14 protein-coding genes are annotated in these 14,042 nt (G+C 69.2%); 11 read left to right on the top strand and 3 right to left on the bottom strand.

Going from position 1 to position 14,042, the window contains the following annotated elements; translation table 11 throughout:
- Nucleotides 1–38: 38 nt before the first annotated feature.
- Nucleotides 39–1,220, bottom strand: a complete 1,182-nt coding sequence (locus CCN37_RS15225) for a cytochrome P450 (protein ID WP_086821426.1) — start codon at nucleotides 1,218–1,220, stop codon at nucleotides 39–41.
- Between the two features lie 115 nt (nucleotides 1,221–1,335).
- On the opposite strand from CCN37_RS15225, the gene CCN37_RS15230 reads away from it, so the two are divergent.
- From CCN37_RS15230 to CCN37_RS15275, 10 genes are all read left to right on the top strand, one after another.
- On the top strand, nucleotides 1,336–2,118 hold the full coding sequence (locus CCN37_RS15230) for an ABC transporter permease (RefSeq protein WP_246843063.1): 783 nt from the start codon (nucleotides 1,336–1,338) through the stop codon (nucleotides 2,116–2,118).
- A gap of 69 nt (nucleotides 2,119–2,187) precedes the next feature.
- A complete protein-coding gene (locus CCN37_RS15235; RefSeq protein ID WP_086821428.1) occupies nucleotides 2,188–2,403 on the top strand; it encodes an MbtH family protein in 216 nt (71 codons plus the stop codon).
- Nucleotides 2,400–3,353, top strand: a complete 954-nt coding sequence (locus CCN37_RS15240) for an ATP-binding cassette domain-containing protein (protein WP_086821429.1) — start codon at nucleotides 2,400–2,402, stop codon at nucleotides 3,351–3,353. The genes CCN37_RS15235 and CCN37_RS15240 overlap by 4 nt, the downstream gene beginning before the upstream one ends.
- Nucleotides 3,354–3,432: 79 nt before the next feature.
- Nucleotides 3,433–5,766 carry an amino acid adenylation domain-containing protein gene (locus CCN37_RS15245; RefSeq protein WP_086821430.1) on the top strand — a complete coding sequence of 778 codons (2,334 nt, stop codon included), beginning with the start codon at nucleotides 3,433–3,435 and terminating at the stop codon, nucleotides 5,764–5,766.
- Nucleotides 5,766–6,722, top strand: coding sequence for a TauD/TfdA family dioxygenase (locus CCN37_RS15250; RefSeq protein WP_086821448.1), 957 nt, complete (start codon nucleotides 5,766–5,768; stop codon nucleotides 6,720–6,722). The genes CCN37_RS15245 and CCN37_RS15250 overlap by 1 nt, the downstream gene beginning before the upstream one ends.
- Nucleotides 6,723–6,749: 27 nt before the next feature.
- Nucleotides 6,750–7,778 (top strand): 2,3-diaminopropionate biosynthesis protein SbnB, encoded by a 1,029-nt coding sequence (gene sbnB / locus CCN37_RS15255; protein ID WP_086821431.1) that lies wholly within the window; start codon nucleotides 6,750–6,752, stop codon nucleotides 7,776–7,778.
- A 13-nt stretch (nucleotides 7,779–7,791) separates the two neighbouring features.
- Nucleotides 7,792–8,799, top strand: coding sequence for a 2,3-diaminopropionate biosynthesis protein SbnA (gene sbnA / locus CCN37_RS15260; RefSeq protein ID WP_086821432.1), 1,008 nt, complete (start codon nucleotides 7,792–7,794; stop codon nucleotides 8,797–8,799).
- Nucleotides 8,796–9,782 (top strand): clavaminate synthase family protein, encoded by a 987-nt coding sequence (locus tag CCN37_RS15265; RefSeq protein WP_086821433.1) that lies wholly within the window; start codon nucleotides 8,796–8,798, stop codon nucleotides 9,780–9,782. The genes sbnA and CCN37_RS15265 overlap by 4 nt, the downstream gene beginning before the upstream one ends.
- A gap of 75 nt (nucleotides 9,783–9,857) precedes the next feature.
- Nucleotides 9,858–11,402, top strand: coding sequence for a tryptophan halogenase family protein (locus tag CCN37_RS15270; protein WP_086821434.1), 1,545 nt, complete (start codon nucleotides 9,858–9,860; stop codon nucleotides 11,400–11,402).
- A 4-nt stretch (nucleotides 11,403–11,406) separates the two neighbouring features.
- Complete coding sequence (locus tag CCN37_RS15275) at nucleotides 11,407–11,913, top strand: flavin reductase family protein (RefSeq protein ID WP_210408038.1); 507 nt, start codon at nucleotides 11,407–11,409, stop codon at nucleotides 11,911–11,913.
- A 50-nt stretch (nucleotides 11,914–11,963) separates the two neighbouring features.
- Here the strand turns inward: CCN37_RS15275 and CCN37_RS15280 are convergent, their stop codons facing one another.
- A complete protein-coding gene (locus CCN37_RS15280; RefSeq protein WP_086821435.1) occupies nucleotides 11,964–12,341 on the bottom strand; it encodes a helix-turn-helix domain-containing protein in 378 nt (125 codons plus the stop codon).
- Between the two features lie 134 nt (nucleotides 12,342–12,475).
- Between CCN37_RS15280 and CCN37_RS15285 the strand changes: the two genes are divergently transcribed.
- Nucleotides 12,476–13,327 (top strand): SDR family oxidoreductase, encoded by an 852-nt coding sequence (locus CCN37_RS15285; RefSeq protein WP_086821436.1) that lies wholly within the window; start codon nucleotides 12,476–12,478, stop codon nucleotides 13,325–13,327.
- Nucleotide 13,328: 1 nt separating this feature from the next.
- Here CCN37_RS15285 and CCN37_RS15290 read toward each other — a convergent pair whose 3' ends face one another.
- Nucleotides 13,329–13,916: an HdeD family acid-resistance protein gene (locus tag CCN37_RS15290; RefSeq protein WP_086821437.1), complete on the bottom strand. Its 588-nt coding sequence runs from the start codon at nucleotides 13,914–13,916 to the stop codon at nucleotides 13,329–13,331.
- Between the last annotated feature and the right edge of the window lie 126 nt (nucleotides 13,917–14,042).

A 14,042-nucleotide genomic window follows, 5' to 3' on the forward strand; every position in this document is an offset into this window, starting at 1 on the left:
AAGAGGGGGCGGAGTCCGCCCCCTCTTTTTCCTGTCCCTCAGGCCCTTCGCGCCAGAACCGGCAGGTTGCGCGCGCCGTACATGCCGCCCGACGGGTGGTAGCGGATGTCGGCGTTGGGGTCGACGCGCAACTCCTTGAAGCGATCGAAAAGCACGTTCAGCGCGATCCGCCCTTCCAGCCGCGCCAACGGGGCGCCGAGGCAGAAGTGGATGCCGTGCCCGAACGCCACGTGCGAGGTGTCGCGGCGGATGTCGAAGCGCTCGGGCTCCACGAAGCGCCGTTCGTCGTGGTTGGCGGAGATCACCCACGGCGTGACCATGCTGTTCGCCGGGATGAGGTGCCCGGCGACCTCGACGTCGCGCGTGCTCACGCGGCTGACCGTGGTGAAGGGGGAGCGGTAGCGCATGACCTCCTCCAGCGCGTTCGGGATCAGCGAGCGGTCCGCGCGCAGCTCGGCGAAGGCGTCGGTCCACGTGTCCAGCGTCTGCACCGCGTTGCCCAGCATCAGCGTGGTGGTGAGGTGCCCGGTGTGGAACAGGATCGAGGTGAACTTGACCAGCTCGTCCTCGGTCAGCCGCGAGCCGTCGACCTCCGCGTGCACCAGGCTGGTGATCAGGTCGTCCTTCGGGTCCGTGCGGCGCGCTCGGCAGTGCCCCAGCAGGTACTCGTTCATCTCCCGGGTCGCCGCGTCGAAGACCTCGATGAAGTCGTCCGCGCCCGGGTCGATCACGCCCTGGAGGTCGGTCAGCTGGTCCACCCAGACGCGGAACAGGTCGGCGTCGGCGGACGGCACGCCCAGCAGCTCGGCGATGACGATCACCGGCAGCGGGTGGGTCAGCGCCTCGACGAGGTCGAAGGAGTCCGTGTCGACGCGGTCGAGCAGCTCGGTGGTGACCTCGCGGATGCGCGACTCCAGCCGCGCCACCACCCTCGGCGTGAACGCGGTGTTCGCCAGCCCGCGCAGCCTGCGGTGCTCCGGTGGGTCCATCGAGTTGATGTTGCCGCCGGTGATCGGCTTCAGCTGCTCGAACACCCGGCTGGAGTCGTTGGAGAACACCGAGGGGTCGGTGATCACCCGGTGCACGTCGTCGTAGCGGAACACGTGGTACTGACCGCGGTCGAACCACACCGGCTGCTCCGCGCGCATGTGCCGGAACCAGTCGAACAACGTGTTCCCGCCGTCGACCTCGGGCACGGAAGTGAGTACTTGCTCGGTCATGATGGGTTCCCGTCACGTGGCGAAAGCCTGTTCCGGCCACGCTAGGACGGGACCATATTGGGCGGTTATCCCCGGTGATACCGCCGCGATAGGCCGCGCGGATAGCTTCCGATGCGTGCAGCAGACGAGCGTGTTCCCGGCAAGGGTGCTGCGGCAGTCGCTGGCGATCTGCCGCAGGAACCTGTTGCAGCTCAAGGGCGATCCGTTGCAGGCGTTCGACGTGATCATGCCGATGCTGCTCGCCGGGGTCTTCATCTCGGTGTTCGGCGGGGCCATCGGCGGAGCCGCTGTCGGCGCCGACTACAAGCAGTACCTGTTGCCGGGCATCATGATCCAGGCCGTCTCCGTGGTCTCGATGGCCACCGGCATCGGCCTCAACATGGACTTCGACAGCGGCATGATGGACCGCTTCCGCTCCATCTCGATCGCCCGGTCCTCGGTGCTGATCGGCCGGATCACCGCGGACCTGGTCCGGATGGCGGTCGGGTTGGCGCTGGTGTTCCTGTTCTCCCTCGCCATCGGGTTCCAGCCGAGCGGCGGCGCGCTGGCCACGCTCGCCTCGATCGCGCTGATGCTCGCCTTCGGCGTGGCCCTGGCGTGGATCTCGGCGTTCATCGGCCTGGCCATCCGCTCCCCGCAGACGGTGCAGTCGGTCGGCTTCGCCTGGCTGGTGCCGGTGCAGTTCGCCAGCTCGCTGTTCGTGCCGACCGACACCATGCCGGACTGGCTGCGCCCGGTGATCGAGCTCAACCCGATCACCCTGGTCTGCGACGCCTGCCGCAACCTCATGCTCGGCATCGACGCCACCTCCGCCGTGCTCGGGGCGCTGCTGTGGATCGGCGCGCTGATCGCGGTGTTCGCGCCCGCGTCCGTCGTGTGCTACTCGCGCCGCTCCTGACCAGCGATATGGCCGCAATAAGCCCGCGGCCTAGCGTCGCCGGTGGACAACCACGAAAGGAAGCACGCCATGACGAACCCCTTCGAGGACCCGGACGGCACCTACCTCGTGCTGGTCAACGACGAGGGCCAGCACTCGCTGTGGCCGTCCTTCGCGGAGGTCCCGGCGGGCTGGACGGTCGCGCACGACAAGGACACCCGCCAGGCGTGCCTTGACTACGTCGAGCAGAACTGGACCGACATGCGCCCGCGCAGCCTCGCCACCGCGATGGACCGGGGCCAGTGACGCTGGGGATCGAGGTCGAGCGCCTGGAGAAGCACTACGGCGACCACAGGGCCGTCGACGGTGTCGATCTCCAGGTCCCGGTCGGCACGGTGCTCGGCCTGCTCGGCCCCAACGGGGCGGGCAAGACCACCACGGTCCGCATGCTGGCCACGCTGATCCCGCCCACCGGCGGGCGGGCGCGGGTGTGCGGCTTCGACGTCGCGACGCAGCCGAGGCAGGTGCGCGAGCTGATCGGGCTCACCGGCCAGTACGCCGCCGTGGACAAGGACATCTCCGGCCGCGACAACCTGTACCTGATCGCCAGGCTGCTCGACCTGCCGAAGAAGCGGGCGTGGGCGCGGGTCGAGGAGCTGTTGGAGCGCTTCGACCTCGTCGCGGCGGGCGGCAAGCTCGTGCGCGAGTACTCCGGCGGCATGCGCAGGCGCCTGGACCTGGCCGCGAGCCTGATCGGGAACCCGAGGGTGATCTACCTCGACGAGCCGACCACCGGCCTGGACCCGCGCAGCCGCAACGGTTTGTGGGACGTGGTCCGCGATCTGGTCGCCGAGGGCTCCACCGTGCTGCTCACCACGCAGTACATGGAGGAGGCCGAGGCGCTGGCCGATTCCGTCGTGGTGATGGACAACGGCGTGGTCATCGCCTCGGGCACGCCCGCCGAGCTGCGGGCCAGGGTCGGCGGGCAGACACTGCGCGTGAAACCCGTGCGGGAACAGGACTTGACGGCCGTCGTCAACGCGCTCGCGACCGTGCGGCTCACCGGTCACGTCGACCACGAGGCGGGCTTGGTGCAGCTGCCCATCTCCGGTCCGGACGACCTGACCGACGCCGTGCGCGCGATCTCGGGGTCCGGACTCGCCGTCTCCGCGATCGACACCAGCACGCCGAGCCTGGACGAGGTTTTCCTGACGCTGACCGGGAAACAGCGCGACGTGGTCGAGCTCCAGCGATAACCCCGACGATAACGGGAAAAAATGTCGCGTCGATAGGTTTTCCCTTGAGGCCAGGCTGATGTGAGCGGAGGGGACCTCGATGGGAGCCCGGGACTTCTGGCAGGACGTGCTCGGGGCGGCCGGGTTCACCGCGCTTCCCCGCTGGACCGCACTTGTCGACGCTCCTTCCGGGATCGCGGAGCACGACATCGCGCTAGCCGCGACGCCGTCGGCCGCGGAGCTGCTTGCCGCGCACGCCAGGGTGATGAGCGCGCTCAGCGGTGAGCCGGAGATCCGCACCGGCTACGCGCTTTCAGGTGGGGCGCCGTTGCCTTGCGCGATCGCGGTCGGTGGCACCTGGCCCGAACTTGTTGTGCAGGCGGACAAAGCTGCGACGGAGATCGCCGACCACTCCACCGAGCCGCTGCCCGAGGGCTCGCACTTCGAGGTTGTGCTCGGCGAGATCACGGAGCTACCGGAGGATGTCGTCCTCGCAGTGTCCGAAAAGGACGGTCGGCTTCGTCTGGCCTACCGCACGGAGGCTTTCGACGCCGACCACATCGCGCGGATCGCTGGTTACTACCGCACCGCGCTCGACCGGCCCGGCGCCGCGAGCCTGCTTTCCACCGAGGAGCTGGGCTTCCAGTTCGACGGCCTCGCCGGACCGGAACGCGAACTGCCGGACCGCCGCTTCCACGAGCTGTTCGAGGACCGCGTCCGCCAGCACCCCGACAAGATCGCGGTTGAGCACGGTGAGCACAGCTGGACCTACGCTGAGCTGAACCGCCGCGCGAACCGCATCGGCCGGGCGCTGCGCGCGCGAGGGCTGTCCTCCCAGGACGTCGTCGCCGTTGTGACCGAACGGAATCTCGACTGGCTCGCCTCCGTTCTCGCGATCTTCAAGGCGGGCGGCGGCTACCTCCCGATCGAGCCGCACTTCCCGGCTGAGCGCATCGGCAAGACCCTGCGCCGCGCTGACTGCGCCCTGGTGCTCACCGAACGTGGCAGCACGGACAACCTCGATCAGACAACGGGTTTCACCCGGATCTTCCTCGACGAGATCTACGCCGAGGACCACGACGACAGCGATCTCGGCATCGCGGTCGGCCGGGACGACCTGGCCTACATCTACTTCACGTCGGGCTCCACGGGTGAGCCCAAGGGCGCCATGTGCGAGCACGCGGGCATGGTCAACCACCTCTACGCCAAGATCGACGACTTCGGCATCGCCGAGGGCAGCGTCGTCGCGCAGATCGCGCCGCAGTGCTTCGACATCTCCCTGTGGCAGCTCGTGTCCGCGCTCCTCGTCGGCGGTCGCACGGTGATCATCTCGCAGGCGGCGATCCTCGACGTCCAGCGCTTCATCAGCCTCGTCTCCGACGGCGTGGACGTGATGCAGGTCGTTCCGTCCTACTTGGAGGTCGTGCTCTCCCACCTGGAGGAGCACGAAGGAGACCTCGGCCGCCTGCACTGCGTCTCCGCGACCGGCGAGGCGCTGAAGAAGGAACTGGCTGAGCGCTGGTTCGCCGCCTTCCCGGACATCAAGCTCGCGAACGCCTACGGCCTCACCGAAACCTCGGACGACACCAACCACGAGGTGATGTCCCGCGCACCCGAGCGCGAGCGGGTTCCCTTGGGGCGCGCGGTGAACAACGTGCGCGTGTACGTGGTGGACGACAACCTCAACCCGGTCCCGCTCGGCTCTCCGGGCGAGATCGTGTTCTCCGGCGTGTGCGTCGGTCGCGGCTACATCAACGACCCCGAGCGCACGGCGGCGGCCTTCCGCACCGATCCGCACCGGCCGGGGGAACGGCTCTACCGCTCCGGCGACTTCGGCCGCTGGCTGCCCGAGGGCAAGCTGGAGTTCCTGGGCCGCCGCGACGCGCAGGTCAAGATCCGCGGCTTCCGCATCGAGATCGGCGAGATCGAGAACCGCCTCCTCGGCGCCCCCGGGGTCCGCGACGCCGCGGTGGTCGTGGATCAGGGCAAGACCTTGGTCGCCTTCTACTCGACGCCGTCCGAGCTGCCAGCCGGCCAGCTGCGCGGCCACCTCGCGGCTGAGCTGCCGGAGTACATGGTGCCCAGCCACTTCCACTGGATGCCAACGCTGCCGCTCACCGGAAATGGCAAGATCGACAAGAATCACCTCACCGCGGTCGCCGCAGAGCTGGGCGTTGACGACGTGGCCGAGGCGCCGCGCACCCCGACCGAACGGCGCATCGCCGCCGCGTGGGCCGACGCGCTCGGGGTCGCTCCGGAGAAAGTCGGCCGGGGCAGCCACTTCTTCGACTCCGGCGGCACGTCGCTGTCGGCCGTGCGCATGGTGGTCAAGCTGGACAGGGTGATCTCGCTCAAGGACCTGACCAGGACCCCCGTGCTCGCCGACCTCGCGGCAGCCGTCGACTCGGTGACAGAGAACGGGAGGGCATTGTGATGGACACGCTCAACAGTCGCGTCGAGGAGGGCAAGCCCGCCATCGTCGAGGTGAGCGGTGTCGCGGACGCGGCCGGATGGGCCGAGCGCAACCGGGACGCGCTGCACGAGGTCGTCGCGCACCACGGCGCCGTCCTGGTGCGGGGCCTCGGGCTCAGCGACGTCGACGGCGCGAGCGCGGTGCTGCGGACCCTGGGCGTCGAGCTGATGGCCGAGCGCGAGGCGTTCGCGACGCGGGACAGCCACGGCGAGGGCGTGTACTCCTCCTCGAAGTGGCCGCCGAACCAGCCGATGTGCATGCACCACGAACTCAGCTACGCGCTGGAGTTCCCCGGCCTCATGCTCTTCGCCTGCCTCACCGCGCCCACCGAGGGCGGAGCCACCGCGCTCGCCGACTCCGCCAAGGTGCTCGCCGAGCTGCCCGGCGACCTGGTGGAGCGCTTCGAGCGCGAGGGCTGGCTGCTGAACCGGTGCTACAACGAGGAGATCGGCCTCTCCTGGACCGAGGCGTTCGGCACGACGGACAAGGCCGAGGTCGAGCGGTACTGCTCCGCCAACGGGATCAGCTTCGAGTGGATCTCCGGCGGCGGGCTGCGCACCAGCCAGCGGCGCTCCGCCGTGATCGCCCACCCCGGGAGCGGCGAGCGGTTGTGGTTCAACCAGATCGCCTTCCTCAACCAGTGGACGATGGCGACCGAGATCCGGGAGTACCTCGTCGACGTCTACGGCCAGGAGAACCTGCCGTTCAACACCAGCTTCGGCGAGGGCGGCGAGATCACCCAGGACGTGGTCGAGGTGATCAACAAGACCTACGACTCGGTGACGCTGCGCGAGCCGTGGCGGGCCGGTGACCTGATGCTCGTGGACAACCTGCGGACGGCGCACAGCCGCGAGGTCTTCGACGGCCCCCGCGAGGTGCTGGTCGCCCTTGGCCGACCCACCAGCCTGCCAGCCTGACACCCTGACAAACACGGAGAAACCCTGATGTCCCAACAGGTCCCTTCCTTCTCGGTGATCTCCGGCGGCCAGGTGCAGCGCGCGCTGGCCGGTCAGGAGAAGCCCGTCACGGAGCTGATCGAGGCCGCCTACAAGGTGCACGGCAGCGGCGACACGGTGAACCCGCCGTCGTACTTCCTGCGCTTCCCCGACCGGCCCAGCTCGCGCATCATCGCGCTGCCCGCCTCGATCGGCGGCGGGGTCGGTGTCGACGGGATCAAGTGGATCTCCAGCTTCCCGGAGAACGTCGCCGCCGGGCTGCCCAGGGCCTCCGCCGTGCTGATCCTCAACGACCAGACGACCGGATATCCCTTCGCCTGCTTGGAAAGCTCCATCATCAGCGCCACTCGCACCGCCGCGTCCGCCGTGCTCGCCGCGGACTGGTTCACCCGTCAGCGCGGACGTCCGCCGAGGATCGGCTTCATCGGCACCGGGCTGATCGCGCGCTACATCCACACCTACTTCGCCGAGACCGGCTGGTCCTTCGACGAGGTCGGCGTGCACGACCTGTCCGCCGAGCACGCGTCGGGCTTCCGCGACTACCTGGAGCGCTCAGGGGAGACCGGCCGGATTTCGGTGCACGACAACGCCGAAGCCCTGATCCGCGCATCGGACATCGTCGTGTTCGCCACCGTCGCTGCCGCGCCGCACGTCACCGACCCCGCGTGGTTCGCGCACAACCCGTTGGTGCTCAACGTTTCCCTGCGCGACATCTCCCCGGAGATCGTCCTCGCGTCGACCAACGTCGTCGACGACGTCGAGCACTGCCTGAAGGCGAACACCTCGCCGCACCTGGCCGAGCAGCTCGTGGGCAACCGTGACTTCCTGCACGGCACGCTCGACGACGTGATGGCGGGCCGCGTCGACCTGCCCGCCGATCGCCCGCTGGTGTTCTCGCCGTTCGGGCTGGGCGTGCTGGACCTCGCGGTCGGCATGCACGTCTACGAGCAGCTGCGCGGCGCCGGCGAGCTGACCGTTGTCGACGACTTCTTCCACGAGCTGCGCCGCTACGGCTGAGGAGGTGGGGAGCGTGCCGATCATCTCCGAACCGGAGGACTTCCACGAGGACGACCTGTTCGTCGACCTGGAAGCGACCTTCGGCCGCAGTCTCTACCTCAAGTGCGAGGGCTTCAACTTCGCGGGCTCGATCAAGCTCAAGGCCGCGCGCGAGATGGTCGAGGCGGCCGAGCGCGGTGGTGTGCTGCGGCCGGGCACGGTCCTCGTCGAGTCCTCCTCCGGCAACCTCGGCGTCGCGCTGAGCATCCTGGCCGCCAGCAAGGGTTACGACTTCCTGTGCGTGACCGACGCGCGCTGCAACCTCGCCACCAAGCGGCTGATCGAAACCCTGGGCAGCCGGGTGCACACGATCGTCGAGCCCGACGCTGACGGCGGTTTCCTCGCCGCGCGCCTGCGCTACGTGCGCGAGCTGTGCGCCTCCGACGACCGCTACCTGTGGCTCAACCAGTACACCAACCCGGCGAACTGGAAGGCCCACTACCGCTGGACCGCGCCGTCCATCGCCCGCAACTTCCCCGACCTGGACGTGCTTTTCCTCGGCGCGGGGACGACGGGCACCCTGATGGGCTGCGCGCGCTACTTCAAGGAGCACCGCCCCGGGGTCACCATCGTCGCGGTCGACGCGGCGGGTTCGGTGACCTTCGGGGGACCCGCCGCGCCCAGGATGATTCCCGGCCTGGGCACGGGGGTTCGCCCACCACTGCTCGATGTGTCCTATGTGGACGATGTGGTGCACGTCCCGGAGGTCGACACCGTCCGGGCGTGCCACCGCCTGGCCCGCAAGGGTTTTCTGTTCGGCGGGTCCACCGGGACCGTGGTCAGCGGCGCGCTGCGCTGGCTGGCGGAGTTCGCGCCCGGCGGTGATCCGACCGCCGTCGCCATCGCTCCCGATCTGGGGGAGCGGTACCTGGACTCGGTGTACCAGCGCGGATGGGTCGAGGAGATCTACGGCCCCGACGCGCTCGACCTCGACCACGAGGAGACAGTGACGATGCTGCAATCGATGGGTAGTGCGCGATGACCGTGACCACATATCTCAGGAGCGCGACCCCCAACGTGGTGTCGCTGACCGAAACCGACGCCGCCGCCGTGACCGAGGTCGCCCTCGGCCTGCTCGACGTCGCTGACGGCGTGATCGACGACCCCAAGTGGGTGGCCGCCGCGCGGGAGGCGTGGGACGAGCTCCCCGTCGCCGTGCGCAGGGCGATCCGGCGCTTCCGCCGCGACTCCGGTCCACAAGGGACACTCCTGCTGCGCGGCCTCCCCGTCGGCATGGACACCCTGGGGTCCACGCCGATGGTCGCAGGTTCCGTGCAGCGCAAGGCAACCGTTGGCGCCGCCGTCCTCGCGATGATCGCTTCGGGCCTCGGCGACCCCGCCGCGTTCCTGCCGGAGAAGACCGGCGCGCTCGTGCAGGACGTCGTTCCCGTTCCTGGCAAGGAGACCTTCCAGGGCAACGCGGGATCGGTGCTGCTGTCCTTCCACAACGAGAACGCCTTCCACGAGCACCGCCCCGACTACGTCATGCTGCTGTGCCTGCGCTCGGACCACGAGGGCATCGCGGGCCTGCGCACGGCGTGCGTCCGCCAGGTGCTCGACCTGCTCAGCCCGCGCAGCCGCGACGCGTTGTCCCGCCCCGAGTTCATCACCGAGGCGCCGCCGTCCTTCGGCGAGGGCAACGTCCCCGTCGCGCACGCCGTGCTCACCGGTGCTCCCGAAGACCCCGATCTGCGCGTGGACTTCGCCGCCACGCAGCCGCAGACCGAGGCGGGTTCGGCAGCACTGCTGGAGCTGGGCGAGCTGTTCGAGCAGACCGCGACCAGTTCCGCGTTGACGCCGGGCGATCTCGCGATCGTGGACAACCACGTGACCGTGCACGGCAGAACGGCCTTCACACCGCGCTACGACGGTCAGGACCGTTGGCTGCAAAGGACGTTCTCCCTGACCGGCCTCCGCCGCTCCCGCGCGTCCCGCCCCGGCGACGGCTACGTCCTCATCGACTAACCCGCTTGATAACGAGGTAAAAGAACCGCCGCCTACGGTCGAGCCGAAGGCCGGACGATCCCGAGGAGCGTTGCTGTGATCAAGTCAGTTGTCATTGTTGGCGGTGGCACTGCGGGCTGGATGACAGCCACGTACCTGAAGGAGGCGTTCGGCGACCGCGTCGACGTGACGCTGGTGGAGTCCAAGCGCGTCGGCACGATCGGCGTCGGCGAGGCCACCTTCTCGACCGTGCGGCACTTCTTCGACTACCTCGGCCTCGACGAGCGGGAGTGGATGCCGGAGTGCTCCGCCTCCTACAAGCTCGCGATCCGGTTCCAGGACTGGCGCCGCAAGGGCCACCACTTCTACCACCCCTTCGAGCGGCTGCGCGTCGCGGACGGCTTCACGCTGGCCGACTGGTGGTTGCACCTGGGCGACCGTGGCGAGGACTTCGACCGCAAGATCTACCTCACGCCGACGATGTGCGAGAACAACCTCTCGCCGCGCCTGCTCGACGGTTCGCTGTTCGTGTCCAACCTCGACGGTTCGCTCGGACGGTCCACTTTGGACGAACAGCGCGCGCAGTTCCCCTACGCCTACCACTTCGACGCCGACCTGCTGGCCAAGTTCCTGGCGAAGTTCGGCGCCAAGCGCGGCGTGAAGCACGTGATCGACGACGTGGTGGAGATCGGCCAGGACCAGCGCGGGTGGGTCAGCCACGTCAAGACCCGCGAGAGCGGTGACCTGCACGGCGACCTCTTCGTCGACTGCACGGGCTTCCGCGGCGTGCTGATCAACCAGACGCTCGGCGAGCAGTTCGAGTCCTTCCAGGACGTGCTGCCGAACAACCGCGCGGTGGCGCTGCGGGTGCCGCGCGAGGGCGAGCTGGCCAAGACGATGCAGCCCTACACCACCGCGACCGCGATGGACGCGGGCTGGATCTGGACCATCCCCCTGCACCAGCGCAACGGCCACGGCTACGTCTACTCCGACGAGTTCTGCTCGCCGGAGGAGGCCGAGCGCACGCTGCGCGAGAAGGTCGCCCCCGGCCAGGACGACCTGGAGGCCAACCACATCCGCATGCGCATCGGCCGCAACCAGCGCTCGTGGGTGAACAACGTGGTGGCGATCGGCCTGTCCTCGGGCTTCGTCGAGCCGCTGGAGTCCACCGGGATCTTCTTCATCCAGCACGGGATCGAGCAGCTGGTGAAGCACTTCCCCGACGAGAACTGGGACTCCGGCCTCGCCGACGCCTACAACAGGAAGGTCGCCCACGTCATCGACGGCGTGAAGGAGTTCCTGGTCCTGCACTACCGGGCCACCGAGCGCGACGACACCCCGTACTGGAAGGAGACCAAGATCCGGGCGATCCCGGCGGGGCTGGAGCCCAGGCTGGAGCACGCGCGCTCGCTGCTGATCGACGAGTCCTCGATGTACCCGCACTACCACGGCTTCGAGTCCTACTCGTGGATCACGATGACCCTCGGGCTGGGCCTGGAGCCGCAGCGCCCCCGCCCCGCGCTCGCGCACATCGACCCGGCCAACGCCAGGGCCGAGCTCGCGCGCCTGGCGGCGGAGGCCCAGGAGCTGGTGGAGAACCTGCCCACCTGCTACGAGTACATCGACTCGATCAACGGCTGAGCCCGTGACAGCCGCACCGGTCTCCCGCGACGTCACGGCGGTCCAGGGCTTCCGCGACCTGATGAGCGCCTTCCCCACCGGCGTCTCGGTCATCACCGCGCTCGACGCCGGCGGCGCGCCGCACGGCATGACCTGCACGTCGCTGACCAGCGTCGCGGCTGATCCACCGACCTTGCTGGTGTGCCTCAACCTGCGCAGCGGCACCCTCACCGCGGTCCGGGACAGTGGCGGCTTCGCGGTGAACCTGTTGCACACCAATGGAAAGCGGGCGGCGGAGCTGTTCTCCTCGGCGGCGCCGGAGCGCTTCACCCGCCTGCCGTGGCGGCCTTCGGCCCAGGTCGGCGCGCCGCTGCTGGTCGAGGACGCCTTCGCCACCGCGGAGTGCGTCGTCGCCGGACTGCACGTCGTGGAGGACCACGCGATCGTCATCGGCAGGGTCGTCGACATCGGCCAGCGCGAGGACGACCCGCTGCTCTACGGTTTCCGCGGCTTCTCCTCCTGGGAGCGCTGACACCGTTGCGCGCGAAGGGCTGGGGCCGCTGGTCTCAGCCCTTCGTCGTCTCAGCCCTTCGCCGCGTCGTAAGCCTTGCGCGCGTCCAACACCTCGGGCAGCCGGTCCTCGACGAACTGGACGAGCGCGAACACCTTCTCCGCGGTCTCCGCGCCGAGCGGGGTCAGGCTGTACTCGACCTTCGGCGGGATCACCGGCTGGGCCTCGCGACGCACGAAACCGTCGCGCTCCAACGCCTGCAACGTCTGCGACAGCATCTTCTCGCTGATCCCGTCGACCTTGCGGCGCAACGCGTTGAACCGGAACGTGCCCTCGGTCAGCGCCACCATCGCCAGGATTCCCCAGCGCCCCGTGACGTGCTCCAGCGCGTCCCGCGACGGGCACGCCCGGTCGAAGACGTCGGCGAGCAGCTGCTGGTGGGCGTCCATGCCCTTGACAGTACCCCGCACGCAGCACAACCGAATGTGACAGTACTAACTAGAAGTTGGCGCTAACCAGAAGTTAGTACAAGCTCGGTGGTGAGCGCGGGACGGGCCCGCGCCGCACGGCGAGGAGACCTCCCATGATCGTCATCACCGGAGCCACCGGCGGGCTCGGCGCACTGGTCGTCGAGTCCCTGCTCCAGCGCGTCCCCGCCGACCAGGTCGTCGCCGCCGTCCGCAACCCGGAGAAGGCCCAGGCGCTCGGCGTCCAGGCGCGCGCGGCCGACTACGGCGACCCGGCGAGCCTGGAGCGGGCCTTCGCCGGAGCCGACGTCGTCCTGCTGATCTCCGGCAACGAGTTCGGCAAGCGCGCCGAGCAGCACGCCAACGCGATCAAGGCCGCCGTGAAGGCGGGCGTCGGACGGATCGTCTACACCAGCGCCCCGTTCGCCGACTCGGGTCGGATGGTGCTTGCCGACGAGCACAAGGCCACAGAGGAGGCCCTGCTCGCGTCCGGCCTGACCTACACGATCCTGCGCAACGGCTGGTACCACGAGAACTACGCGCACGACATCGCGGGCGCGGTCGAATCAGGCGAGATCAGCGGCAGTGCGGGCGAGGGCCGCGTGTCCAGCGCCGCGCGCGCCGACTACGCCGAAGCCGCCGCGGTCGTGCTCACCACCGACGGCCACGAGAACAAGATCTACGAGCTCTCCGGCGACACCGCGTGGTCCTTCGCCGAGCTGACCCAGGAGATCGCCCGCGTGTCCGGCAGAGCGGTGTCCTACCGGAACCTCACCACCGAGGAGCACATCGCGCGGCTGGTCGGCGTGGGCTTCCCGGAGCCGGTCGCGGCGGTGTTCGCCGACGTGGACGCCAACATCGCCAAGGGCGGGGTCCTCGACCACACCCCCGGCGTGCTGAGCGCGCTCATCGGCCACCCGACGCGACCGGTCACCGACTACATCGCAGAGCTGCTCAAGGAGAAGTAGCTCAGAGCGCGGCGGTCGTGCCCTCGGCCAGCTCCGCCTCGGCGGCCAGGCGCTTGCCGATGGTGCGCAGCCTGATCCCGACCAGCGTGAGCACGATGCCCCACAGCAGCGCGAAGGCCGCGATCGTGACGACCAGCGCGATCGCGCCTTCGCCGGGGCTGATGAACAGCGCGAGGCCGAGCGCGAGGGACAGGCCGCCGCTGACGAACAGCAGCCACTCCCTGGCGAGGACCTTGCGCAGCCGCCACGCGACACCGATCTGGAGCACGCCCGCCACCACCGACCACGCCGCGATCACGTAGAGCAACGTGAGCGCGGTGATCTCCGGCAGGGCCACCGCCACGATGCCCGCCACCAGGCTCACCGCGCCGAGCAGCCCGGTCATCGCCCGGTCGGCGGACGGCGCCACCTTGTCGGCGAGCGCCACCGCGACGGCCACCACGCCGTCGACGAACGCGTACACGCCGAACAGCGTCACCAGCGCCAACACCGTGATGCCCGGCCAGGCGAGCGCGACGACCCCGAACAGGATCGCGGCCACCCCGCGCACGACCACGAGCCACCATCGACGCAGCAGGAAATCACCCATGCGCTCATGGTCAACCCGGAGTGCTACCGCTGCCACTCGGAGTGCTCACCCCTCCAGGGGAAGGCTGTCAGTCGGGCGGCGGTGTCGACTCATGCGTGATCACGCATACCGTGGGTGCTTCCCGGG

It is taken from the genome of Allokutzneria sp. NRRL B-24872 (assembly GCF_002155965.1).
GTDB lineage: Bacteria > Actinomycetota > Actinomycetes > Mycobacteriales > Pseudonocardiaceae > Allokutzneria.

Coding starts and splice junctions, on each gene's coding strand:
- CCN37_RS15225 (WP_086821426.1), bottom strand. CDS start 1,220: ATGACCGAGCAAGTACTCACTTCCGTGCCCGAGGTCGACGGCGGGAAC.
- CCN37_RS15235 (WP_086821428.1), top strand. CDS start 2,188: ATGACGAACCCCTTCGAGGACCCGGACGGCACCTACCTCGTGCTGGTC.
- CCN37_RS15245 (WP_086821430.1), top strand. CDS start 3,433: ATGGGAGCCCGGGACTTCTGGCAGGACGTGCTCGGGGCGGCCGGGTTC.
- CCN37_RS15250 (WP_086821448.1), top strand. CDS start 5,766: ATGGACACGCTCAACAGTCGCGTCGAGGAGGGCAAGCCCGCCATCGTC.
- sbnB (WP_086821431.1), top strand. CDS start 6,750: ATGTCCCAACAGGTCCCTTCCTTCTCGGTGATCTCCGGCGGCCAGGTG.
- CCN37_RS15265 (WP_086821433.1), top strand. CDS start 8,796: ATGACCGTGACCACATATCTCAGGAGCGCGACCCCCAACGTGGTGTCG.
- CCN37_RS15280 (WP_086821435.1), bottom strand. CDS start 12,341: ATGGACGCCCACCAGCAGCTGCTCGCCGACGTCTTCGACCGGGCGTGC.
- CCN37_RS15285 (WP_086821436.1), top strand. CDS start 12,476: ATGATCGTCATCACCGGAGCCACCGGCGGGCTCGGCGCACTGGTCGTC.
- CCN37_RS15290 (WP_086821437.1), bottom strand. CDS start 13,916: ATGGGTGATTTCCTGCTGCGTCGATGGTGGCTCGTGGTCGTGCGCGGG.